General features: G+C 45.7%; 20 protein-coding genes. 2 read left to right on the top strand and 18 right to left on the bottom strand.

Going from position 1 to position 24165, the window contains the following annotated elements; translation table 11 throughout:
• Nucleotides 1–25 precede the first annotated feature (25 nt).
• The 9 genes from KNQ03_RS08680 to addB all read right to left on the bottom strand — a co-directional run bounded on the left by KNQ03_RS08680 (nt 26) and on the right by addB (nt 15585).
• Nucleotides 26–859 carry a phytoene/squalene synthase family protein gene (locus KNQ03_RS08680; protein ID WP_055966987.1) on the bottom strand — a complete coding sequence of 278 codons (834 nt, stop codon included), beginning with the start codon at nt 857–859 and terminating at the stop codon, nt 26–28.
• Nucleotides 819–2300, bottom strand: a complete 1482-nt coding sequence (locus tag KNQ03_RS08675) for a phytoene desaturase family protein (RefSeq protein ID WP_214724385.1) — start codon at nt 2298–2300, stop codon at nt 819–821. The genes KNQ03_RS08680 and KNQ03_RS08675 overlap by 41 nt, the downstream gene beginning before the upstream one ends.
• Nucleotides 2297–3787, bottom strand: a complete 1491-nt coding sequence (locus KNQ03_RS08670; RefSeq protein ID WP_050677170.1) for a phytoene desaturase family protein — start codon at nt 3785–3787, stop codon at nt 2297–2299. The genes KNQ03_RS08675 and KNQ03_RS08670 overlap by 4 nt, the downstream gene beginning before the upstream one ends.
• Before the next feature lie 106 nt (nt 3788–3893).
• Nucleotides 3894–4892 (bottom strand): class I SAM-dependent methyltransferase, encoded by a 999-nt coding sequence (locus KNQ03_RS08665; protein WP_023467393.1) that lies wholly within the window; start codon nt 4890–4892, stop codon nt 3894–3896.
• Between the two features lie 140 nt (nt 4893–5032).
• Nucleotides 5033–5413, bottom strand: a complete 381-nt coding sequence (locus KNQ03_RS08660) for a DUF1516 family protein (protein ID WP_023467392.1) — start codon at nt 5411–5413, stop codon at nt 5033–5035.
• 84 nt (nt 5414–5497) lie between these two features.
• Entirely contained in the window at nt 5498–8041 is a 2544-nt protein-coding gene (locus tag KNQ03_RS08655) for a HAMP domain-containing sensor histidine kinase (protein ID WP_214724383.1), read from the bottom strand.
• Nucleotides 8022–8399 (bottom strand): response regulator, encoded by a 378-nt coding sequence (locus tag KNQ03_RS08650; RefSeq protein ID WP_023467390.1) that lies wholly within the window; start codon nt 8397–8399, stop codon nt 8022–8024. The genes KNQ03_RS08655 and KNQ03_RS08650 overlap by 20 nt, the downstream gene beginning before the upstream one ends.
• 206 nt (nt 8400–8605) lie before the next feature.
• On the bottom strand, nt 8606–12157 hold the full coding sequence (addA, locus tag KNQ03_RS08645) for a helicase-exonuclease AddAB subunit AddA (protein WP_214724381.1): 3552 nt from the start codon (nt 12155–12157) through the stop codon (nt 8606–8608).
• Nucleotides 12154–15585, bottom strand: coding sequence for a helicase-exonuclease AddAB subunit AddB (gene addB, locus KNQ03_RS08640; protein ID WP_214724380.1), 3432 nt, complete (start codon nt 15583–15585; stop codon nt 12154–12156). The genes addA and addB overlap by 4 nt, the downstream gene beginning before the upstream one ends.
• Before the next feature lie 138 nt (nt 15586–15723).
• Between addB and KNQ03_RS08635 the strand changes: the two genes are divergently transcribed.
• A complete protein-coding gene (locus KNQ03_RS08635) occupies nt 15724–16101 on the top strand; it encodes a truncated hemoglobin (RefSeq protein WP_064300364.1) in 378 nt (125 codons plus the stop codon).
• A gap of 60 nt (nt 16102–16161) precedes the next feature.
• Nucleotides 16162–16503 carry a hypothetical protein gene (locus tag KNQ03_RS08630; protein WP_023467386.1) on the top strand — a complete coding sequence of 114 codons (342 nt, stop codon included), beginning with the start codon at nt 16162–16164 and terminating at the stop codon, nt 16501–16503.
• 43 nt (nt 16504–16546) lie between these two features.
• Here the strand turns inward: KNQ03_RS08630 and KNQ03_RS08625 are convergent, their stop codons facing one another.
• From KNQ03_RS08625 to lplA, 9 genes are all read right to left on the bottom strand, one after another.
• Nucleotides 16547–16954 (bottom strand): hypothetical protein, encoded by a 408-nt coding sequence (locus tag KNQ03_RS08625; RefSeq protein ID WP_023467385.1) that lies wholly within the window; start codon nt 16952–16954, stop codon nt 16547–16549.
• A 250-nt stretch (nt 16955–17204) separates the two neighbouring features.
• Nucleotides 17205–17525 carry a competence protein ComK gene (locus KNQ03_RS08620; protein ID WP_251140274.1) on the bottom strand — a complete coding sequence of 107 codons (321 nt, stop codon included), beginning with the start codon at nt 17523–17525 and terminating at the stop codon, nt 17205–17207.
• 110 nt (nt 17526–17635) lie between these two features.
• A complete protein-coding gene (locus tag KNQ03_RS08615; RefSeq protein WP_214724378.1) occupies nt 17636–19018 on the bottom strand; it encodes a HAMP domain-containing sensor histidine kinase in 1383 nt (460 codons plus the stop codon).
• Complete coding sequence (locus KNQ03_RS08610) at nt 19015–19677, bottom strand: response regulator transcription factor (protein ID WP_023467381.1); 663 nt, start codon at nt 19675–19677, stop codon at nt 19015–19017. Before KNQ03_RS08610 ends, KNQ03_RS08615 begins: the two co-directional genes overlap by 4 nt.
• Nucleotides 19678–19811: 134 nt before the next feature.
• Nucleotides 19812–19967, bottom strand: a complete 156-nt coding sequence (locus KNQ03_RS08605) for a hypothetical protein (protein ID WP_023467380.1) — start codon at nt 19965–19967, stop codon at nt 19812–19814.
• A 96-nt stretch (nt 19968–20063) separates the two neighbouring features.
• Nucleotides 20064–20498 carry a methylglyoxal synthase gene (gene mgsA / locus KNQ03_RS08600; protein ID WP_023467379.1) on the bottom strand — a complete coding sequence of 145 codons (435 nt, stop codon included), beginning with the start codon at nt 20496–20498 and terminating at the stop codon, nt 20064–20066.
• Between the two features lie 67 nt (nt 20499–20565).
• Nucleotides 20566–22113, bottom strand: coding sequence for a fatty acid--CoA ligase family protein (locus KNQ03_RS08595; protein WP_214724376.1), 1548 nt, complete (start codon nt 22111–22113; stop codon nt 20566–20568).
• Between the two features lie 124 nt (nt 22114–22237).
• Complete coding sequence (locus tag KNQ03_RS08590) at nt 22238–23125, bottom strand: SDR family oxidoreductase (protein ID WP_214724374.1); 888 nt, start codon at nt 23123–23125, stop codon at nt 22238–22240.
• 50 nt (nt 23126–23175) lie between these two features.
• Complete coding sequence (lplA, locus tag KNQ03_RS08585; protein WP_023467375.1) at nt 23176–24165, bottom strand: lipoate--protein ligase; 990 nt, start codon at nt 24163–24165, stop codon at nt 23176–23178.

The following is a 24165-nucleotide window of genomic DNA, read 5'->3' as shown; positions in this document are numbered from 1 at the left end:
AAGGTCTTTTTTCTATGGTCATGTATTAAATCGTAGCAAGTAACTTCATTTTTTGCCAACGGCTGACGTACGCCCGTTTTGTAAAGACGTCATAGTGATTATCCCGCGCTGCATCGAGTATACCACGGTACAGGAAAGCAGCAGCCTTCAGAGCACGCCGACTCTCTCGTGGATAACGTTCAAACGATGGAATCGCTGCGTCATACAGATGCTCTGCTCGAAGTGCAACCTCTTCCCAGAGACCGATAAAGTCTCCTGAAGGACGACCAGCGAGTAACGACTCCGCTGTGACACCGTATGTCTCCATCCATGAATGAGGCAAGTAGATACGACCGCGTTTTGCATCTTCACCAACATCTCGTAAAATATTCGTCAATTGCATCGCGATTCCAAGATCGATAGCAGACTTACGGAGATCAGGCTGTTGCGGTGCAAGGATGGGCAACAACATCAAACCGACAGTACTCGCTACGTAGTAGCTGTATTGCTCTGTCTCTTCAAGCGTCTGATAACGATTTTTCTCGATATCCCAACGCATCCCTTCCGCGAGCTCAAGGAATGGTGTCTCATCCATTTCATAACGTTCAAATACGTCTGCCAACGCAATCCATAACGGTTTATCTAGTACTTCGCCATCACGGAATCGTTTGAATTCATTCAAGAAAGCTAGTAAACTCTCTTTCGGCGTATCCGACTCATCGACGGTATCATCGAGGAACCGGCAAAATGTATAGATGGCATAAACAGCTTGTCGATCTGCTTTTGGTAAGAGTGAAAAGGCTTTATAGAACGTCTTAGATCCGGACTGAATGACTTCCTCACATTTGATATACGCGTTCTGGATCGTCACTGAATTCATGTTTCCACCCCATCTCTTGTTCCATTCGGTTTACGAGTATCGTTGCGCCCATCATGACGACTGGTACTCCTCCACACGGATGCACCGATGCACCGACGGCATATAATCGATCGATATCCGGATACGGTTTTGCCTGTGTCTTTAAGGCAGCCGATTGGCGAATCGTCGGCGCGATCCCAAAACTACCTCCCTGATATAATCCAAAGGCCTGTGCATCATTCGGTGTACGAATCTTCATTTCTTGTATCTTTTCCCGGAATCCCGGATGATGATGCTCGATTTTTTCAAGTACGGTCTCGATGAAGTCTACTTTTTCATAATCTTCTACACCATAGCCACGCGGAGAAGGAATTAATGAATAGACGACGCTATCATCCGTTCCTGTTAAACTACGGTCAATCCGACTCGGATGGAACAGATAGACTGCCGGATGTTCAGGTAATCGTCCTTTTTTAAAAATATTCGTCATGAGCGGTTCCAAGTCGTTTGGCATCAAAAAGCGATGCACCGGTAAATCGACTTTCCCTTTCATCTTGAAATATAGCAATAGCGTACCGCCTGAAGGTGTATAGGTCTTAGGTTGTTTACCTTCTACAAGGCGTTCCATCAATGGAAACTCTCCATTTAGTACGATTTGATCAAATGCTTCCTGTGTGCCATCTTGTAAGACGATTTCCTTTGCCTGTCCTTGGTCGACGACGACTCGTTCAACGGGTGCCTCGAAGACGAATCGGACACCACGTTCGACTAATGTGTCGTACATGCGTTCAGCAAGCGAGAAATAGCCACCTTTTACATACCAGACACCTTCTGCTTGTTCCCGGTACGGAATCAAACCGTAAATCGATGGTGTCGTATAAGGGTTTCCGCCGATATAAAATGTCGGGAAACTGTATGCCATGCGCAAATATTTACTCTTGAAGTATCGCTTCAAATGGTCATGTGCAGTCTCTAGAGCATGCATCTGTAATAATGGACGCATCATGTCTGGGTGCAACAACTCCGTCTTCCGACGATAACCACGTTCTAAAAATTTCGATACACTCGTCTCATAATCCTTTTCTTTTTGATGCATGAATTCATAAAATCCACGACCTTCACCGAATTGACGTTCGATCGCGATCGCTTGATCCACGACATCGGCTACTTTCGTAACGACCGTACCATCGTCAAAGTGAAGGTCATACAATGGATCGACCCGTTCAAGTTCTACTCCCGTCACGCCGGCTTCTGCCAACTGCTCTTTTAACTTGCCTGGCATCAGAACGATCGTCGGACCTTCATCGATGCGGCCACCCGATTTAAAATCGACGGATCGTAATCGACCACCGACATGTGCTTCTTTTTCAAAAATCGTAATCTCGACTCCAGGATGTCTTGCTGTCAGCAAAAGCGCTGCATGCAGTGTACCAACACCGGCTCCTACGAATCCTATCTTCATGTCCGCACCCCTTCTTTTTTGAGCACGAGTTCTGCCGTAATACGCGCGGATTCGAAAATCGTCGGTAATCCGCTACCCGGATGTGTGCCACCTCCGACGAGATACAGATGATCGAGCTCTTCAAATTGATTATGCGGGCGGAAGTACATCATCTGTGTCAACTGATGACCGAGATTGAACGTCGCGCCTTGATGGATCCCCATCGCTTCCCAGTCGTCTGGCGTGAACATCTCTTCGACTTCGATTGCCGCCTCAATCCCTTGATACGGTGAACGCGTTTCAAGAGCGTCCAGAACACGACGACGTAGTTTCGGTCCTTCGATCGACCAATCAAGTTCAGAGTAATTGTTCGGCACTGGCACTAGGACATACATAGCAGACTTGCCTTCAGGTGCTAGCGTTGAATCAATCACGGATGGATTTTGGACATAGAACGAAAAGTCATCCGATAATTCTAAAGTCTGCGTCATCTCGCGAACGTTTTTCTCATAATCCTCTGCAAAGTAAATCGTATGGTGTGGTGCATCGAACGTCCGGTTGACACCAAGATATAACATGAACGTCGAACACGAGAATTTTTTACGGTCAATTTTTGGTCGGGACCATTTTTTCAGAACCCCTTCCGGCACCAGATGATTCATCGCATGTGCGAAATCAGCACCGATGATGACTTCATCGAATAACTCATGTTGACCTGACTCGAGGATGACTCCTTCGACAGCTTTTCCGTTTAAGATCAATTGTTCGATGCCCGCACCTAACTGTACGGTTCCACCTAGCTCTTCGATCGCACGTTGCATTGCAAGCGGTACTTGATGCATTCCACCAATCGGATGATGGACACCGTAAGCATGTTCCATGTAAGACAAGATCGAAAAACCACCTGGACATTCCCAAGCTGACATGCCTAAGTATTTCGCTTGGAATGTAAAAGAATACTTCAATTCTTCGCTCGTGAAGTAGTCGGATAAAACATCATAAAGCGATCGTCCGAGCGATAGGCGCGGAAGTGCCGTTAAGACACGCGGTGATAAGTAATCCGTCAGCCGATCGTGACGTGTCTGTAAGATTGGCATGAGTTTTCCAAGCTTAAGTGCTTGCTCTGCCATGAATCGATCGTACCCTTCCCCGTTTCCAGGAAATTGTCGTTCGATTGCCTCTTTCATCCGGTCCCGATCCGTCGTCATCGTAAACTCCTCTGTTCCGCCTTTGAAATAGAGTGTATACATCGGATCAAGCGCCTTTAAATCTAAATAATCTTCTAATCGTAAACCGGCTTCGTGAAAAACGTTTTCTAAAATATGCGGCATATTAAGGAATGTTGGTCCTCGATCGAACGTATAGTCACCTAGCTTGACGGCAGAAGTTCGTCCACCGACTTGCGTTTGTTTTTCGTAAACGGTGACGTCTACTCCTTTTCCTGCTAATAACAAGGCACATGCAAGTCCCCCAGGTCCTGCTCCAATCACTGCTACGCGTCGCTTCACCCAAATCTCTCCTTTTTATCTCTCATCGTTTCAACTATTATACTAAGCACATAGTAAAAGCAACAAATTTGAACTGTCTTCAAACTGTAAAAACGCCAGACTTCGCTTAGGAAGTGGCGTTTGCAGTGACGATATACCAGGCACCTTCTTTTAAGAATGGTGTGATCGAAATGTTTTCAAACCCAGCTTTCGTTAGATCCTCTTTCAATTCTTCCTTACTTGGTAATGGATACAGATTCTCATGCAACGTCATGAAGGCATTGAATGCTGCTGAGAAAGGTGCACCATGTGAACTGTCACGTAATGGTGTGACGAGAATGACTGTTCCATCATCCTTGACGAAACGACGAACTCCTTTTAATAGTGCAAGGCGTTCCGGTTGCGGGAAGTAATACAAAATATTATTCATCATGACACCGTCATATGTCTCTTTGACATCAAACGTTTTGATGTCTCCAACGACAAAATCAATCTCTCCGCTCGTATCTCGTCGTTTTGCTTCTGCGATGACGGATTCTTCAATATCGATTCCGGCGAGTCGTAAGTCCGGCAATGCCTCATGGATTTTACGGAGATACCCACCATAAGCACAACCAATATCAAGAAGTGAGGTCAGATTACGACTCCGAATGATATGGCGTACTGCTGGGAAAGCAACAGTCTCAACGAGAGCTGAAGTTTCAGCCACGATGTCTCCATGTTCCTCTCCATTAAAGGTCTTTTGTTGACCCTCTTCTAAAAATTGAGGATAAGAGAATAGTGCTGGCAAGTGCAGCTCCATCATTTCCGATAACATGAATCCGATACTCCGATCGTCTGATTGAGAGAGTTCCGGAAGAACATGGCGAGTCGCTGTATAGCGTAAATCTTTTTTCTTCAAGTGACCGACTGCGACGCCGACTTCGAACCAGCGGGATAACGCTTCCTGTGTCAGCGGACGCTGCATCCGTAGCTGTGCCTCTGCTTGTGTTGCTCCTGTTTGAAGAGCATCGAATAATCCATATTTATAACCGATATACCCATGCCAAAGTGGTAACACCGGTTCTGCGCGTTTCATCCATTTTCGTGCCCGGAAAACTTTCGTCCATTCCTTCAACTGTGCCACAAGCGTTCCCCTCTCTACTGTGTAATACATCCCTTTTCCCAAATAACAACCACTTGTAAACAAAAATTACTAACGAACATGACAAAAAGAGCCCTTTTCAACCTATGAGGTCGAAAAGGACTCTTTGATCCCGCATGAACTTAGAAGAATTTCATACCGTATGGGAGTGAATAGCCTAGGAATACTGTCACAAGGACAAGCACGATGAATCCGATGACGAAACCGGAATAAGCTTTTCCTTTTTTAAGTCGAACAAGTGTCAACTCTCCGAAGATGAGCGACAATAAGCCGAGTGTAATCTTCGCATGGTAGAGTGGGTCTGGATTTTCAGACATCCCCATGATTTTGATGTACAGATAAAGACCTGTCGCGAATGTCAATAAAAGCAACAGACGGAACGCCATATGAATCCCTTTTGCAGCTTTTTTGTTGTTCTTGTACATCGAAAAAGCGACGAAGAACGTAACCAATAAAAGTACCCAAAGTAAGACGTGTGTGTGAACGAATGCTGTGATTGGCATTTCATTTCCTCCTTTCTTTTCCTATTTCATCGTATCTGATTTCAGGACGAACACCTAGTGTTATTTGGTTGATATATGGTTTTTTCAGGAGATTGTCACATGTGTAGACTGGACAAGTGGAAATTTGACGGTAAAAAGACTACCTTCCTTCACGACTGACTCGACATGAATTTCTCCACCATGACCCGTGACGATTTCCTTACATATAGCTAGTCCTAGACCAGTCCCACCAATTTTTCGACTATCCGAGTTATCGACGCGATAGAACTTTTCGAATAGACGACTCAGCGATTGTTCTGGAATCCCGATTCCCTCATCTCGAACTTGAAGAATGACTTGATCAAGTGATGTCGTGAGTACGACATCGATCGCACCACCAGATGGTGAATATTTCACCGCATTATTCAATAAATTATTGAGCAACTGTCTAATTTTTTCTTCGTCTGCTTCAATGACAGGCAACTGATTTCCCTCGTGACGGAACGTAATCCGATGAGCCTGTGTCGAAGCCGCATAAAATTGTGTCGTTTCTTCAGCAATCGTATAGATGTTCACAGATGCTTTTTTATACGATTGTGTGCCCGACTCCATGCGCTGGACATCTAAGAAATCATTGACGAGATTCGCAAGACGTTCCGTTTCGGAATGGATCGTCCGCAAATATCGATCTTGGCGCGACTCTTCGATGTCTCGGTTGAGCATGAGTTCTGTAAATCCGTAAATCGAAGAGAGTGGCGTCCGAAGTTCATGAGAGACGGTTGAAACGAGTTCTGATTTCAAACGATCCATTTCAGTCTCTTTCGTTACATCACGCATGACGAGCATCGTTCCTTTATGTACGTGATGGATATGGATCACCTCGACATAAAATTGAATGAATACCGTTTCGTTTCGAATCGAGAACTGTAAAATATCGGTCGGTAATTCTCCACGCAGAACTGCATCAACATAACGGCTAAAGACTTCTGGATCGTCGACGACGGATCGAATGACTTCTAAGCACGTTTGCAATGTCTCCTGTTCAGTCTGAACACCATAACGTAATTCCGGGAATAAATCGTATAATGGTCGATTGACGAAGACCTCTTCTTTACCCGGTTCAAGATAGATGACGGCCTCTCGAATCGAATCGAGAATCCGCTCTGTCTTCGTTTTCTCTTTCGTCATCTCATCAAATAAACGCATGCGTAAGAGCGATAGTGACAATTGACGGGAGAAGGACATGACATCACGCATCTGTTCGTTCGTAAACTGATCGCGATAACGGACAAGGTAGATATACGCGATGATGTCACCAGACGTCGGTTCAAGAATCGGTACAGCTGTTTCGTACATATAGTACGGGTACGGCAGTGGATGATTGCTTGCGACTTGTTTAGAAGAATGAACAGGTGACTTTAGTGACTCAGCTCGTTTTAAGAGAGACGCATCGTTTTGAAGCAGCTGTTCTGCCAATTCATCCGTCATTCCATACGTAACGACAGAATAACTATCTTCTTCATCAACAAATACTAATGCACCAATCTCAGAATCTGTGATTGTGACGAGCTTCTCAATGATTTCTGGATAAGCAGTCAACGACTCACGTGCCGCGAGCGTTTCTGTCAAATCATTCCGATACTGCAAATGTTGCTCATTCCGCATCGTCAGCTCTAATGCTTCTTCGAGTTCTTCTTGCTGTGCTTGCAATTCTTCCTGCTGTGCTTGCAATTCTTCCTGTTGCGCCTGTAATTCTTCATTTTTCGCTAATAAATGCTGCTTGTTCTCGGAAATCGAACTTGCCATCTGATTGAAGGATAACGCCAGGATTCCGATTTCATCTTTACGATTCGGTACTTTGACGCTCGAGACATCTTCACCGTTCGCAAGCCGTTGACTGTTCTTGACGAGAGATAATAATTCCATCGTGATGCGGCGGATAAACGGATAGATAAAGAAAATCAAGACGGCAAGTAAGACGACGATATTCGCTAACCAAATCAGCTGTGTCGTCCGGATCTCCCGTTCCAGTTGGTCGCTCGTCCGTTGTGCCCAATCCTCTAAAAATTCGCGATAACCGCCGAGTGCTAGCTCGCTCTTATTGATTTCCGAGAGTACATCAATGTTTCCTTGAGCATCTAATTGAATCTTACCTTCAGCTAATAATTGCTGACCAAGTGGCAGTTCAGCAAGTGTTGTTCCTTTTAAGAAGGATTCCGTGACATCTCCAGATTCTTTCGCTTGGACATAGGATTGAATAAGCGGCAAAATCGCATCGAAATAATAACCATACAATTCTCTCGAGGACTGGGCGAATGCCTTTCCTTGATCATAAATCGCATTTTTTTCGAACCATTCTGTCTGCTGATCAATCTTATCTTGTTGAGCCATGACTTGATTGTATAGATCACCATTCCCCATCAAGGCATAACCGCGCATGTTGAACTGGACATCCTGCCACTCTTCCCATAAAGCACCCGCACGTGCACTCCGGTCACGGATATCTTCTAATTTCGCCCGAGTCGCCTGCAGTTTCGTATCGGTATAGTTGTAGACGATCAATGATGAAATCATCAATGTAGCTAATACGACATAAAAGGAGGCCATGAGTTGGCGCCCGATTTTTCGATTAATCCACTTGGTGATCACTCAGTATTCCTCCCACGACATCAATCAGTTCTAACGGACTAAAGGGCTTCGAGAAAAAGTAATTTGCACCGATCTCTTCCGCTCGTTCGCGGTCTGATTGTTGACTTTTAGCCGTCAACATCATGATTTTTAAGTGTTGCTTATCTGGATGTTGTCGGACTTTCTCAATAACTTCAATCCCTGTCATTCCAGGCATCATGTAATCGAGTAAAACGAGATCATATTCAGCGTTCATGATTTTTTGATACGCTTCGTCTCCATCTGTCGCTTCATCGATCGTATATCCTTCATCTTCTAGTGTATCGAGTACTAACATTCGTAAGACATCTTCGTCTTCTGCTAATAAAATACGTGCCATCTATTAAAACCTCCCAAAATTATCCATCGTCAAAGTAACATATCTTCTTTATTTTACACAGTTCTTTCACAATAAGAAACGGAAATCCCTTCAGAAACTGATTTTGTCTCCTTATTCCTCATCCCTCTTTCGACCCATACTAAAACCTCCCTCATCTCTACCTTAAGTAGTAGGACGAGGAAGGTCTCGATCGTATCAAAATTAAATTACACTAAATCAATCGTTTCTTCTAAAGCAAACGCATAGATGACCTTGCGTGAAATGTGAATATGAAGAACCGCTTCTAACGCTTCTTGATACAGATTCAACTGAGTTGCGTACCGATCCCGTAACACATCAGCAGCTGTCTGTCCGACTTCCGTCGTAACGATTTGATCCGATTTATAATCGAGCAAGATATAGGACTCTCCATCCTGAATCAAACAGTCGACGATTCCTTGCATGACTGCGTCATCCACTGGACCTGTCCAGTCTTTCCGGAAACGCGATGCCCCAATCTTATATGTGAATGGCAACTCTCGATAGACGTGGTTCGTCCGTAATCGTTCGCTGAACAATTGTCCGATTTCAGAGTCGAGGAATCCTTGTAACTGTGTTGTCGCTTCCCGCATCGTCGTCGCTTCAATCGGCGTAATGCGTTCCGTTGCTTCCCACTGATCAATTTGTTGCGAAATCGGTTCGTCCGGTTCATATAATTGCATCGCTAAGTGTAAGACCGTTCCTCGTTCCGCTCCACTTAAAACAGGTCCTAGGAATTGTGGCGTACGGTAATACGTCGTCTGGCGATATGTCGTTTCGAATGCTGCACGCTCCAGTTGCTCCGCCCGCTTCAGTTCCGTGACGGTCTGTTTTGCTGCCGTCTCTGTCGCAAGCGCATGCGGATACTGATACGAAAATGCCGCTTCGACGATTTCTTTGACTTGCGAATTAACCGGCACATCGATTTTTTCAAGCTTCTGAACATGTTCGAGTTGCTCCACGAGTGTTGAGATTTCTTGATACGGTGCTAACTCCTCTAAAGACATCACGCGAATCGACCAATCCGTCTCATCCGGACGTAGTAAACTGCTGCGTAAGACTGCCGGAACGACCCATTCCGCATAACTCTTCGCTTGGCGCCGGTCATTTTCAGGAAGTAAGACTTCATCTGGTGGCGTCATCTGCCAGGTCGCCATTTGATCTTCTAAATCCTTGACTGTCCCGACGAGAATCAACTTTTCCTTCGCTCGAGTCATCGCAACATACAAGACGCGCATCTCTTCTGCCTTCATCTCTCGATCCATTTCCCGGCGGATGACTTCTTTCAAGAGTGTCCCAGATCGCAAACGACGAATCGGATCAATCGCATCCAGGGCAATGCCATACGTCTTATGCAACTGAATCGCCTGCATTTGATCCTGTTTGTTGAATTGCTTCGTCAATTGGCTGACGATCGTCACTGGGAACTCGAGTCCTTTTGATTGGTGGATCGTCATGATTCGAACGACGTCCTCGTCTTCTCCAAGCGAACGGGCTTCTGCGAAGTCTTCTCCTCGTTCAATTAATCGATTGATCAGACGAAGGAAACGATAGAGTCCACGATAACCGGACGTCTCATATTGCTTCGCTCGCTCATATAAGGCGTTCAAGTTGGCTTGACGACTTTTTCCTCCGGCGAGACAGCCGACGTACTCAAAATAGCCGGTCTGATCAAAGAGCGATCGAATGAAGGCAGGTAGGGCACTCCCACGCGCTTCAGTTCGCCATGATTGAATCTGACGGATGATTTCATCCATTCGAATTCCGAGTGATGATTCCTCTGCCGCCATTGCTAGCGCTGCCTCATAAAAGCTTCCTTCTTTTTGTTTTGCTCGAATCCGTCCTAAATCTCGATCCGCCACCCCAAAAATCGGCGATCGTAACAGACTCGCGAATGGGATGTCTTGAAGTGGATTATCGATCGTCTTGAGCAATGCCATCATGATTTGAATTTCCGTCGCTTGGAAGTATCCGCCTGTCGTATCCGCATAGACCGGAATCTCATACTGTTCGAGCACTTCGACAAGCGCTTGGACACGCTTACCACGCGACCGTGCTAAAACGACGATGTCGCGGTATTCACAGGTCCGGAATCGATTGGCTTTCGCGTCATAGATTAGATGTGGATGCTTCGAATCAACGAGTTCTAAAATTCGCGTTGCAATCGCTCGTGCTTCAACCTCTTCCTTTTCACTATCAAGTGGATCAATCAAAAGTAATTCAGGTGCCACTTGCTCCGATTCGAGATAACTCAGATTCCCGAGTCGAAGGTGCGCGGCTTCATCGTAATCAATCTCCCCGACCGTCTCATCCATTACTTGGCGGAAAATTTGATTCGTTCCATCCAGCACTTCAAGACGACTCCGGAAGTTTTTTGTTAAATCGATCCGTGTTCCCACATCGGTCTGTTGGAATCGTTTGAATTTTTCAAGGAACAGTCCTGGCTCTGCATGGCGAAATTTATAGATGGATTGTTTGACGTCACCGACCATGAAGAGATTTCCTGTCGCCTCATCCGTTTTCGAGACCAATTGGATGATACGTTCCTGAACCTCGTTCGTATCTTGATATTCGTCGACGAGTACTTCGACGAAACGTTCCTTCAGAAGTTTTGCCACGTCTGACGGTTGTCCTTCGTCCGTCAAGATCTCTAATGCAAAATGTTCAAGATCCGAAAAATCGACGATACCACGTTGTTGTTTCGCTTCGAGATAATCGCTTGCAAATTGACGTACGAGTGTCACGATCGTCTCGACGTGTCGCAACTGCGACCGCAAGTCCTCCAAGTAATCAACACCAGTCTTTTGGACGAACAGCTCTTTCATTTTCTTGAATTCCGCTACGAGTCGCGTCCGCTCTGCTTGAAACGGTTTGATTCCTTCATCCCCGCGTGGACTCTTCCAGCGACCGAACTCTACTGCTTGAAAAGCAAGCGCAACCATCGACCAGTGGCGTGCCGACGTCTCAAGCGAGGTAAAAGGAGCAATGTCCTGACGCATCATCTGTCCCATTTCCGTATAACCAGACTGCTCCAGCTCAAAAGCAAGTTCTCGGTAACGTCCTAATACATTCGAGAGACTTTCCCACTCTAATTCGACTAGTCGTTGCATGAGTGGAGAATCATCCGGGTCAATCGGCTGATCGTACTGACTGATTAAATGTGCATAAAAAGCTTCCGGATCCGGTAAGGAACGGGAAAACCGATAGAGATTCGAAATCAGTGTCAGCATCGCTTGATCATCGCGATCTGACGTATAACTATCAATCAAATCATAGAATCCCGGGTCCTCAGAAGCATAAAAGGACTCAAAGACCGCTTCTAAGACATCGTCTTGCAATAACAGTAATTCAGATTCATCGGCAATTCGAAACGCAGGATCTAAACCAATCCGGTAATAATTCTCGCGCAGAATCGACAAACAGAACGAATGAATCGTTGTAATTTGTGCCCGGTTCATCAATTGACGCTGTTTTTTCAAATACAAATCATCCGGTGCCTCTTTGATGCGCTGGTCCATGACCTCGATGACTCGCGTCTTCATCTCACGTGCTGCCGCATTCGTAAAGGTAGCGACGAGAATCCGATCAGCCGACAGCTCATCTTCGGGATCAATCAATCGTTGCGTCAGCCGTTCAACGAGGACCGCTGTCTTCCCTGATCCCGCTGCCGCTGAGACGAGGATATGTCCACCTCTAGCTGAAATGGCTTGTTGTTGTTCTTCCGTCCAACGCACGCTCATTCTTCTTCCTCCTTCAACCGTTCCAGTACCTCTTTTTCAGACATCGGTTTTAATGGGCGATACTGATTCCCAAGCGATTCATCGAACTGACAGACTGAACGATACTCACAAAAACTACACGGTGTCCGTTCCTGATAATCGAATGGATTGATGGCGATATCCCCATCATAGATATCTTGACTGCTGTCTTTTAATGCCTCCCATGCATGATCCATCAGCGCTGATAAATCTTCCTCTTGTACGACACCTTTCGTCTGCGTCTTATGCAGTCCGTTTTTTGTGAATGTCACTTTGACGAGCGGTGATTTTTTTCGTTCATCGTACGCAATATGATCCATCGCTCGTAGTACCTCGTCATTCTCGAGAATGACGCCTTGCATTTGATAGGACTCGAGTAACAGTTGGTTGCGCTCTTCTTCGTCAGCCGATAAATCGCCCCGTAACATCGGGTTTTTGACGTGGAAATATAACGCACCAGCTGGTTTTGCCTGCTGTTGATAGAGCAGCTCCGACTGCTCCACGACCGTCTTCAAATACAACAACATCTGAATCGCAAGCCCATAATAGATTTCCGCAAAATCAAGTCCTCGAGCACTTGATTTATAATCAATGATTCGAACGTATAGCTGATCACCAATCGTCGCCTGATCAATCCGGTCGATGCGACCCGTGAATTCAATTTCTGTTCCATCCGGTAACGTAAAGCGTAATGGCGGGAACGTCGCATTCCCAAAACTGATTTCAAATAAGTCAGGTTCAAAATCTGTTCGTTTTGCTTGTTCCACAAGCATTTTAGCTGTTTGTTCGACGACATCCGTCAATTTTTTCTTGATATACCCGAACCGACTCGAACTCATCAAGATCGCATTCTGAATTTCCGGTGTCACCTTTTCGACAGCTTCCTTCGCAAGTGTTCCGCACGTCTCGCCGTCGATCTCTCGCCAGTGTCGTCCAGAAGCTTTAATACTGAGCGACAGATCATTTAATGCGCCGTGGAACAGATTCCCGATGTCCGGTGCTTCAAATTTATACAGCTTCCGCTCGCGTAAACGAAGTCCGTATCGAGCAAAATGCTTATACGAGCAGGCATTATAGGTCTCAAAACGCGAAACGCTCGCTTGCAGTGAATCACCATATAGACGATGCGCCAACCCTTCCGGCAAGGCTTCCGCTTGATTTTGATAGAACAAGGCACTCGAGAATAACCCCATCCGTTCACGTCCCTGTCCGTTTTCGAGAAGCGTATTGTACACTTCGAACCAAATCGGCTGAATCGGATAACGTCGTTGCAAACGGCGCAGCTCGATCGCCGTCGCTGCTGCCGCGCGATCTGGACTCGTTACGAAATCAAGTTGTTCTTGCGGTGCGTGTTCCCCAGCTTCCGCAAAGTGTGTTTTGATCGGACGATCGAGCAACAATTGTCGCTTTAATTGTTTTGTGATCGCTGCCGGCTGAAGCGCCTTACCTTCTTCATCGACAAGTGCGTAACTGACATACAAGGCTTCACTTGGAGCCATCATCCCTTGATACAGGTAAAACAGCTCATCATCAAACACATCAAGAGACGCTTTTCCAACCGGAATACCATGCTCATTTAAAAAGTCATGATCATTTTCGGACAGTAACTTTGATTGATCTTGAACGAACGGAATCAGACCATCATTCGCTCCCAGTAAAAAGACGACTTTTACTCGTTGTAATCGTCCACGGACATAGTCCGTCGCGATCACTTGATCGAGCGATGGCGGAACAAGTGCAAAACGAAGGCTCTCAAGTCCTGTCTCGACCATCTGAACGAACAGCTCCGTCGATAAAGTATGCTCAGGTGCAGCAGCTTCTAGCTGCTCGAATAGATGAAGTATCGCTTCGTATACTTGATCATGCTCGCGCGCAACAAGTAATTGATCCTGCTCTAGTGCCTGCTTACGCCATTCCATTAAACACTCTGCAATTTTTTGTTCTTCGAGGAATTGATAAAGACCTTTCGTATACGCGCTCATCGTCTTCGCCTGCTTTAACCTACGGTGCAACGGTTCAATCAAGTCGACGACGAATGTTCGTAAATGGTTCAGTTCTTCTTCTTGCGCAAGCTCCTCTTCCGTTAAGCGAACTTCCTCTGCTAGGCGCCGCTTTAATTGCCACGATTGTTGCCACATCGACCCTTTGATGCCGCGTTCGAGCACGAAGGTCTCAAAACGATCGAGCGCTAGACGCGCATCTTCTGCGGGAATCGGCAAGAGCTCCGTCTTCAGTAAACGAAAGACCGTTTCTTCCCGATAACCCGACGTTACGATGTCTAAAGCAGATTGAATCAAGTCAACGAGTGGATGATGAACCATCGACTCACGTTGATCCAAGAAATATGGAACATCATACATGTGGAAGGCTCGTTCCAAGTGATCCGCATACGGCTCAAGATGTCGCACGACGAATGCCATCTCATGAAACCGATACCCTTTTTGTCGAACGAGTTGAATCGCTTTCCGCACGGCTGATTCTGCTTCAACTTGACGGTTAACTGCAGCTGTCATCTGAAAGCCCTCAATGTCATGATCGACAGGAGGATATCCCGGCTTCAACAAGGCCTGCTCCAAATGTCGTAGTCCTTCTGATTGAAACTTGATTGGTTGATCATACAAAATTTCTTCATATGGAATCGACAGTTCCTGCATCTGACCGATCAATTGCATGTAGCACCTCTGAGACACACCAAAAGAAGTTTGTTTCGCATAAGGATCCGTTGCATCCATCGTAAAACTAATATGCATTTCAGCCACTTGTTGCATCAAGGCGAGTAAAACTTGTTGCTCCTGGAGCGAAAATTCATAAAATCCGTCGACGATGATCGTCGCTTGATCCAGTCGCGCTTTTGGAAGTAATTCGAGCAACGTCGTATAGTAATCGTCTGCATGGAGTGCTTTATCGACGATTCGTTCCGTAAAGCGCTCATAAATCAACGCAAGGTCGTTTAATTTCGGTGACCGTTCTAGAGAACGATCACTCACTTGACGCAACATGTCTGGCTCAATCAACGAACGTTTAAACGACGCAATGAGCTCATCAAGTCCTTGGAAAAATCCAGGCATGTTTTTAGTTCGTTTAAAAATCTTCAGTTCGTCTTCTGATTCCTCAACGACCTGTCGCAGTAATAGCTGTGTCCCCGTCTCATCAAGAAATGGAATCGCTTGATTCCCGTAATCGCGTAAAATATGAAACGCAAAGCGCCGTAGACTCATGACCTCAAGACGAACAAGACCTGCTATCCGTTCATCTGTCGCAATCCGCCGCTCCATTTCAAATGACATCTGATCTGGAACGATGAAATACATCTTCTCCCCTAGTGGTCGTTGCTCGAGTTCTTGTACGACGCGCTCGATCAATTGTGTCGTTTTTCCACTCCCGGCACGACCAATATGCATATGGTTCATCAAGAAAACCTCCTCCTCGTTTTTTCTTTACTCTTAGTATCTCACAAACAAGAACAAATGTACTGTTTTTGGCGCATGTCTTCTACGTATAAATTTGCTATAATCAGGACACATCCTATGTAAGGCAGGTGATGCTTCTTGTCACTTTACGAAACCGTCGGAGGCGAGCATATACTCACATCCTTGGTTCGCTCGTTCTATCATCAAGTCTACCATGATTCACTGTTGCGACCGTTATTCCCTGAAGATCGGCAACGTGTCGAACAGGCACAACTCGTCTTCTTGACCCAATTGACAGGGGGACCGCGCGACCCGGATCAACCGCCGGCGAGTTTAGCGATGATTCACCGGTTATTACCGATTCAAAAAGAACATGCCATCCGTTGGTTGGAACTGATGGAAGTAGCTGCTCTTGATACAATTCCAAATGAAGAAGCACGACTTCAACTACTCGAGCGATTACGAATTGGCGCGATGAATGTACTACGCGTTTGTGAAGCACACCAGATGGACTGAGGGATTTTTCTTTCTCATCTGTCCATTTCCATGTAAAATAATAAATGGAGGCGATAAAACATGACGGAAGAACAAGAACAACGACCTGAACTCGTAAAGAATGCGATCGAGCAAGCCGAAGCATCGACGAACGAGGATGACACGCTCGAGGAAGAGCAAACCGAAGAACAAAAAAAATTGGATCACATCAAAGGTCTCGTAACCCTTGAACGCGGATCTGATTACTATCGTGTCGTTTTTTATGACGACCATAAACACTTGATTTTCAAGGAACTCGATTACGACCGTGTCGACTTCGTAGGTCGTTTCTACAATGATAGCTTTGATCCGACAAACTTGACGGAACTAGAAGAAATCGCAGAAAAAGCACTCTCGACTTCTTTACGAAAACGATTCTTGTAATGTATGAAATAAGCCGTCCTCCGATTGGAGAACGGCTTATTTTTTATTGATCAGATTGTTTTTTCTTCCGACGAAGGACGTAAGCAAGAACGCCACCTGCGACAGCGATCCCTGTTGCCGCCAAGATCGGTAATAAGACCTTTTTGTTGGATGCTAGTTTTTGTTTGACTTGCTCAAGGCGGGACTCATTCGTCTCTTTCAAGGCGATGGATGTCCGACGGTTCATCGTGACGTGTTTCGCAGCATCCGTCACGACGATGCGTTTCGTGACCCAACGGCGATTTCCAGCATCATCGACGACCAATTGTCGCGCCCGTTTAATTCCTTTGATTCGTTTACCCGGTGTATTTTCCGGACGCACGATGCGGGAACTGATAAAGCGTCTGCCTCCAGTCGCACCAAATCCAGGCTGTAATTTTCGGCGATTTAACCATTCGTATGATTCATTCATCGTGTCACGGTAAAAGTTACCGCTTCACCTCCCTATGATTTCTCTCTCTACTGTTTCTCCTTACGTAAGTAAGATTCCTGTTATGTGTTTCCACTTTTCACCGATTCTTAAACTCCGGCAACTGAAAACGACGCTGCATTTCATACGCCAGTTCCAGTGTTTTAATCCGTTGTCGTTCGATGCTGTATGCGGATGCATCCGTATCGATACATTGACCTGTCTGAAATTCGACTTGTACTTTACCGGATTTTTACTGAACAGTCTTCATCTGTTTAAAATTAATCCAAATACATTCCGCCTTTTCTTTTGCGGTCGTTGGAAAGAAAATCGTCTGTGCTTGCCAATCCACTAAAACAGGGGTCTTTCGGTTCGGACCAAGAATATGCCGCGCTGCTTCGATTCTTCCACGCATGGACGAACCAAAATACAAACAGGATTCTTCAATCAACTTAATGGGATGACCATCTAAAATACTTTCAGAATGTTCCTTGATGACGAGTGTCTGCGGTTCACCGTATTGACCGTATCGCGGGATCAAGGCTAACGTTTCTTCCGTGATTGGGTATGACATCTCCTTCGCTCCCTTCCTGGATTATATTGGTTATATCAAACTTCCTTTTGCCTTGCATGAACGGAACGATTATTTCCTAACGAAAAAAACGAGATCCAAAGATCCCGTTTTTAAAATTCTTTTGGTTTTTTTTCCTCTTGCTCAATGAAATGACGTGGGAAATTAAAAATCACACAAACTTTTCCAACTCCATTTCCCGCAGAACGGTTTTCGATTGCGACCGTTCCATCATGACGCTCGACGATCCGTTTGACGATATAGAGACCAAGCCCAAACTTTCCTTCCTTGCCACGTGAGAATTGATGGAACAGTGGCGAGGAGGCGTCAAGCGGTGGTCCGTCATTTTCGATTTCGATATGCACCTGATCCGCTGTTCCGGACAGTCGAATATCAATTCGTGTTTCGGCATAACGAATCGCATTGTCCATGACATTTTCGAGCGCAACACGTAACTGCTCTCCTTCACCAAGAACGATTCCTGCTTCTCCACTGACATGCCAGTCAAGTGATTTCGTCCCAGAAAAGCGATTTTTCAACAGATGCACCATCCGATCGATGTCAACATTGTCCCATGTCGAACGATCGAGCTCGAAATAGTCGAGCTTCGTGACATAAAGTAGAGCTGCGACTTTTTTCTCCAACCGCTCCGCTTCTTCATCAATGACGGATACGGATCCGGTCAAATCACCATCTGGATAAATCCCGTCTGAGATGGATTGAGCATAACTTCGGATGACCATGATCGGTGTCTTCAAATCATGGGAGATGTTTTGAAGTAATGATTTTTGTGCCTTATCTTGTTTTTCAAGATCCATCCGCATCGCATCGACCGATCGTGCGAGTCGTCCGATTTCATCCCCGCGATCAAGTGGAAGTGGTGTATCCCATTTCTGAGCCGCGATCTTCCCGACCGCTCCCTCGATTTCGACGAGTGGTTGTGTCAACCGTCGCGCTAACCAAAACGCAATGAACAGCGTGAAGATACTTCCAATAATGACGACGAATCCGATTTTGGAGAATAATTGCGTAATCAGTTCTTGTCGATACGCATCCCAAACATAAGAGACACGATAGTAGGTTTCACCACTATCCTCGATTTTTCGAATACTGTAGTATACATCTTCTTTATCAAGACGCGTTGTATACTTTGCCGTAACTGTTTTTTGATCAATCGCATCACGGTACATCTGATTGATCAGCTGTTGTGGCGCTCCACCGTAATAGAGCTTTCCGTTTTTAGAAAGGAGTAGGATATTAACAGAACGGGACTCCTGTTTTCGGCGGTCGAATTCAATCGGATTATCCTGAAGCATCTCGATGACGGAGGCGTCCTTCGAGAAGAAGACTTCGCTATTCTCAAGTGTCGCATAGACCTGTTCATCGATGAAATTTCCGATCGATGACCGGATGACCAGGAGAATGACCGCAGAAAGCGTGACGATGACGAGCAGAAACATCGCCCAAATCTGGAATCCGAGACTGCGGTTTTTCATGCAGACACCAAGCGATAACCGATGCCGTAAATCGTTTCGAGCTCGAGCTTCGATAATTTTTTACGGACACGACGAACGAGATCATCGACGACTCGGTCTGAACCGAAATAATCGTCACCCCAGACGCTGACGAGAATCTGCTCGCGTGACATCGGCGTCCCGATTTGAGTGGCGAATAAAATCAACAAATCGTATTCTTTCGACGTCAAATCGATTTCTTGACCATTCTCTTCGATGATTCGTTTCTCTGGATAAATCATATAATCTCCGTATTGGATGACACCACTCTTTGGTGTCGCATACGTTCGTGCCAATATCTTTTTGACACGGATGACGAGTTCTCGCGGAAGAAACGGTTTTGCGATGTAATCGTCCGATCCCATCTCAAGACCAATGATTTTATCGATATCCTCATCCCGAGCCGAGATGAAAATGACAGGTGTCGTCTCATCATGTGCCTTGATCCGCTTAATCAATTGAAAACCATCCATATCCGGTAGCATGATGTCTAAAATCCATAAGTCAGGCTTTTCAACGATGGCAGAGGCCGCTGCCTCACCAGACGTAAATGATTTCACTTGCCATCCTTCTTGCTCCAAATATTTCACGAGTACACGGTTCAAGTTCACTTCATCATCAACTAAATAGATTGTATGCATGGCTCTCACTCCTCGACTAATGTGCTTTGTTTCAGTGTATCAAAGGAATTCCGCAAAATTATGGGAGAGTGGATAATAATTCAAAAAAACCTTTCTTTTCAAAAGAAAAGAAAGGCGAAGTCATAAATTTTCTATTATTTGACGAGACGGAGCGCTGGATACGCTACTTGCTCGTTCTTTGAAGTCACAGGTGTTGCCTGTTGACGACGTTCCATTTTTACGACGTGCGTCAAAAATCCAACGCCGCCTCCTAGCAATACCGTTACACCCGTCATTAATAGAATCTCCATTTTCTTCGCCACCTTTTCCATCGCAATTGATAATCAGTATCATCCTCAAACTGACTATATCATGCTCAAACGAAAATGAGAAGCGTTCTCATGAAATTAATCGTCTAAAAACTTTTGTTGTTCCAGTTCATGGCGTTTTCGAATGATTTCCTTCCAATCAAATTGTCCTTGTTCGAGTCCATTAATTAAAATTTCAGCAGTTCCGACATTCGTCGCAAGCGGCAAATCGTATACGTCACATAATCGAATGAGTGCCGAGACGTCCGGCTCATGCGGTTGGGCCGTCAGTGGATCGCGTAAAAAAATCACGATATCGATTTTTCCTTGTGCTACCAGCGCTCCGATTTCCTGATCCCCGCCGAGTGGACCTGACTTACAGCGATGGACGTGCAGATCGGTTGCTTCCATGATCCGTTGCCCGGTCGTTCCTGTCGCGTATAATGTATTTTTTTTAAAGAATGCGGCGTAAGCCCGTGTAAAGCCCATCATCTCATCCTTTTTCTCATCATGTGCAATCAATGCGATATTCATTCGTATCCCCTCCTTCTTGTCTATGCACAGAAAAAGAACTTCAGAAACCTGAAGTTCTTGATTCCACTCATGAGTTCGTCGGTTGTTTCTTCAACACGGTCCGTAAAATCTTTCCGGTCGTATTACGAGGTAATTGATCGATGAACTCAATCTGTGTCGGACATTTATATTTCGCGAGTGATGTAGCACAGAATGTCCGCGTTTCCTCTTCCGTCATCGTCTCACGGGCAACGACGAATGCTTTGACAGCTTCGCCCATCTCCTCGTCCGGTATGCCGATGACGGCGGCTTCAATGATATTCGGATGCTGATAGAGCACTTCCTCGACTTCACGCGGGTAGACGTTGTAACCACCGACGATGATCATATCTTTTTTACGATCGACGATATAGAAATAACCGTCTTCATCTCGACGAGCCAAATCACCCGTATATAACCAGCCATCGCGTAACGTCGCTTGCGATTCTTCCGGCATCTTATAATAACCCGTCATGACGTTTGGTCCACGAACGATCAATTCTCCGACTTGACCATCTGGTAATTCTTGTCCCAGTTCATCGACGACTTTGTTTTCGACATCGACGATCGATGTACCAATCGAGCCTGGTTTCTGAACACCATTGACCGGATTGAAACAGGTAACGGGTGATGCTTCCGATAAACCATATCCTTCGAGGATACGACATTGGAATGTCCGATCAAATGCTTCAAGAAGCGGCACTGGGAGACTCGCTCCTCCTGAGACGAACAAACGTGTTGATTCAAAATAGGTCGCATATTCCGGATGGGCCTTCACAGTTTGAAGTAAGAAATTATACATCGTCGGAACTCCCGCAAAGATCGTCACCTGTTCTTTTTTCGCCAACTCAAACGTTTCTTGTGGTGAAAAACGTGAAGCAATGATGATTGACGCTCCATGTGCGAGTGAAGCATTGACGACGACCGTCAAACAAAAAACATGGAACATCGGTAATACGGCAAGTGTCCGGTCGCTACTGGATACATGTAGATAATCCCCAATCGAGCGCGCATTCGACGTCAGATTACGATGGGACAACATCGCACCTTTTGGTTTTCCTGTCGTTCCACTCGTATAGAGAATGACAGCAATGTCGTCCAATTCATTCGTCACTTCTGTCAATGGATGTTCGATTTCGAGCCAGCGATCGAGCGTGATGAACGTGACTTGTTGATGCGTTTCGTTTGGTCCTTCCTGATCCGCGTAGGGAACAGAGACGACGATCTTGAGATTCGGTAAATGCACGAGACGATCTTTTGCAGCTTCGACGAGCGGTGCAATGCCTAAAATCCCCTTCACATCACCGTTCATCAGGATATACCCGATTTCATCCGGTGTATATGTAGGGTTGATTGGAATCGCGATTGCCCCTTGTTTCATGATGGCGTAATATGCCACTAGGAATGCTGGGCTATTCCCTAAGATTAGCGCGACATGATCACCTTTTCGGATTCCGTTCGCTTCGAGTGCGCCGGCTGCCCGGTGAAACTTCTCGACAAACTCACGATAGCTGACTTGCGTGTCCTCAAACACATACGCCGTTGAATCCGGATGTGTTCGAGCGGTTTCTTCGACGGATTGAATCAATCCAAGCATGAGCAAAATTCCCCTTTCGAATGAATGACTATTCATTTTTTACGTAAAAAAAATCCATACGTAGTCAAAAGCGACCGTATGGATAGTGTAACACTTTTTGGAAACGTTTTCACCGAGTTTCTTTTTAACCGTTGACGATGACGCCACCGTTTAAGTGAAGGACTTGTCCTGTCATATAACTTGAATCGTTACACGCTAAGAATACATACGCAGATGCCATCTCAGCCGGTTGCCCTGGGCGATCCATCGGTGTATTTTTCCCGAATGTCTTGACCGACTCATGCGGGAACGTTTCCGTGATGAGCGGCGTCCAGATCGGACCCGGTGCGACGGCATTGACACGAATTCCTTCCTTCGCTAAGTTCATCGAAAGACTTCGTGTGAAGCTGACGATTGCTCCCTTAGTAGCAGAATAATCGATCAGTAACGCATTTCCTTCGTATGCCGTTGAAGATGTCGTATTGATGATGGCAGAACCGAGTGAAAGATGCGGTAAGGCAGCACGGGCAAGACGCATCATTCCGAAGATATTCGTCTTGAACGTCTTTTCCATCGACTCGTCTGTAATATCCTTCAGACTATCTTCTGGTTTTTGCATACTCGCATTGTTGACGATGATATCTAAGCGACCGAAACGGTCGATCGTTTTTTGGACGAGTGTTTCACAGTAATCTGCCTCTCCGATATCCCCTTTAGAAAGTAGGACTTCGCCGCCTAATTCCTCAAGGCGTGCCTTTGTTTCTTCTGCCCCTTCTTGATCACCGTAGAAGGCGATGACGACTTTTGCTCCTTCACGGACATAAGCAATCGAGACAGCACGCCCGATCCCAGAGTTGCCGCCTGTGACGATCGCGACTTTCCCTTCCAATTTTCCTGCTGCCTTATAATCATCACGTTCATAATATGGTAACGGCTGTGCGTCCTCCGTCTTTGGTAATTGTTCTGAAATCCGTTCAAAATCGATAAAGTCCGTTAACGAACCTTCTAAAAAGTTATCTTTATTATAGCCCATGAAAAAAACTCCCCCTATGCAGTTGATAGAAGGAGTTTTCCCATAAAGACTTACGCTAAAACGTCTAGCACTTCATCTAGTTCGACAGCGCCGAAGTATTTTTTCAATTCGTAACGACCGAGCACTTCGCGAAGTGACGCGCGATCATAGCGCGAACCTTCGAGCGCCCGTGCGATTTCTTCTGCATCCTCGACGCCAAAGAAGTCGCCATAAATCTTCGCTTCTTCGATGATGCCTTTTTTGACGTTCAGCCGGAAATCAATCGTACCGATTGGGAAACGTTTTTTATGAATGACGTCGAATTTCGGCGATTTCCCGAAATTCCACTCCCAGTTGCCATAACGTTCTGCCGAGATGGCACGTACTTTATCCCAGTCCTCTTCGGTTAAGATATACCGTTCAATCTCTTTCCCTTCATAGATCGAAGCAAGGAGATGATCGACGAATTGTTCCATCGTCAATGGTTCTGACAGGAATTCCGAGATATTCGCGACACGACTCCGGACTGATTTAATGCCTTTAGAGCGCATCTTCTCTTCACTGACGACAAGCGCATTGACGACTTCTTCGATGTTCGAATCGAGCATCAGTGTACCGTGACTAAACATCCGCCCTTTAGTCGTGAACTGAGCATTCCCACTGATTTTCCGACTTCCGACATGAATATCGTTTCGTCCAGATAACTCCGCTTCGACACCGAGTTTATGCAGCGCTTGTACGACTGGCTCCGTGAACTTTTTATAGTTGTTGAACGAATCACCGTCATCTTTTGTCAAGAAACTGAAGTTCAAGTTTCCTTCGTCATGATACACAGCGCCACCACCTGAAAGACGACGGACGACGTGGATGCCGTTTTCTTCGACATATTTCAAATTGACTTCTTCATTCGTGTTCTGGTTTTTTCCGACGATGATCGACGGACCATTGATATAAAACAAGAAATAGTCTTCTTCATTAACGTTCAGGTTGTTCAAGATGAATTCTTCGACAGCGAGATTGATTCGCGCATCGCGAATCTCAGGATGGAAGATGAATTTCAT

The sequence above is a fragment of the Exiguobacterium sp. s143 genome (genome assembly GCF_018618895.1).
Taxonomy (GTDB): domain Bacteria; phylum Bacillota; class Bacilli; order Exiguobacteriales; family Exiguobacteriaceae; genus Exiguobacterium_A; species Exiguobacterium_A abrahamii.
Note: the sequence above shows the minus strand (reverse complement) of the source record. Positions and strands in the feature narration are given on the sequence as shown.

Coding starts and splice junctions, on each gene's coding strand:
- KNQ03_RS08610 (WP_023467381.1), bottom strand. CDS start 19,677: ATGCATACAATCTATTTAGTTGATGATGAAGTGAACTTGAACCGTGTA.
- KNQ03_RS08595 (WP_214724376.1), bottom strand. CDS start 22,113: ATGCTTGGATTGATTCAATCCGTCGAAGAAACCGCTCGAACACATCCG.
- addB (WP_214724380.1), bottom strand. CDS start 15,585: ATGAACCATATGCATATTGGTCGTGCCGGGAGTGGAAAAACGACACAA.
- addA (WP_214724381.1), bottom strand. CDS start 12,157: ATGAGCGTGCGTTGGACGGAAGAACAACAACAAGCCATTTCAGCTAGA.
- KNQ03_RS08605 (WP_023467380.1), bottom strand. CDS start 19,967: ATGGAGATTCTATTAATGACGGGTGTAACGGTATTGCTAGGAGGCGGC.
- mgsA (WP_023467379.1), bottom strand. CDS start 20,498: ATGAATATCGCATTGATTGCACATGATGAGAAAAAGGATGAGATGATG.
- KNQ03_RS08630 (WP_023467386.1), top strand. CDS start 16,162: ATGACGGAAGAACAAGAACAACGACCTGAACTCGTAAAGAATGCGATC.
- lplA (WP_023467375.1), bottom strand. CDS start 24,165: ATGAAATTCATCTTCCATCCTGAGATTCGCGATGCGCGAATCAATCTC.
- KNQ03_RS08625 (WP_023467385.1), bottom strand. CDS start 16,954: ATGAATGAATCATACGAATGGTTAAATCGCCGAAAATTACAGCCTGGA.
- KNQ03_RS08680 (WP_055966987.1), bottom strand. CDS start 859: ATGAATTCAGTGACGATCCAGAACGCGTATATCAAATGTGAGGAAGTC.
- KNQ03_RS08590 (WP_214724374.1), bottom strand. CDS start 23,125: ATGGGCTATAATAAAGATAACTTTTTAGAAGGTTCGTTAACGGACTTT.
- KNQ03_RS08675 (WP_214724385.1), bottom strand. CDS start 2,300: ATGAAGATAGGATTCGTAGGAGCCGGTGTTGGTACACTGCATGCAGCG.
- KNQ03_RS08615 (WP_214724378.1), bottom strand. CDS start 19,018: ATGAAAAACCGCAGTCTCGGATTCCAGATTTGGGCGATGTTTCTGCTC.
- KNQ03_RS08660 (WP_023467392.1), bottom strand. CDS start 5,413: ATGCCAATCACAGCATTCGTTCACACACACGTCTTACTTTGGGTACTT.
- KNQ03_RS08650 (WP_023467390.1), bottom strand. CDS start 8,399: ATGGCACGTATTTTATTAGCAGAAGACGAAGATGTCTTACGAATGTTA.
- KNQ03_RS08620 (WP_251140274.1), bottom strand. CDS start 17,525: ATGTCATACCCAATCACGGAAGAAACGTTAGCCTTGATCCCGCGATAC.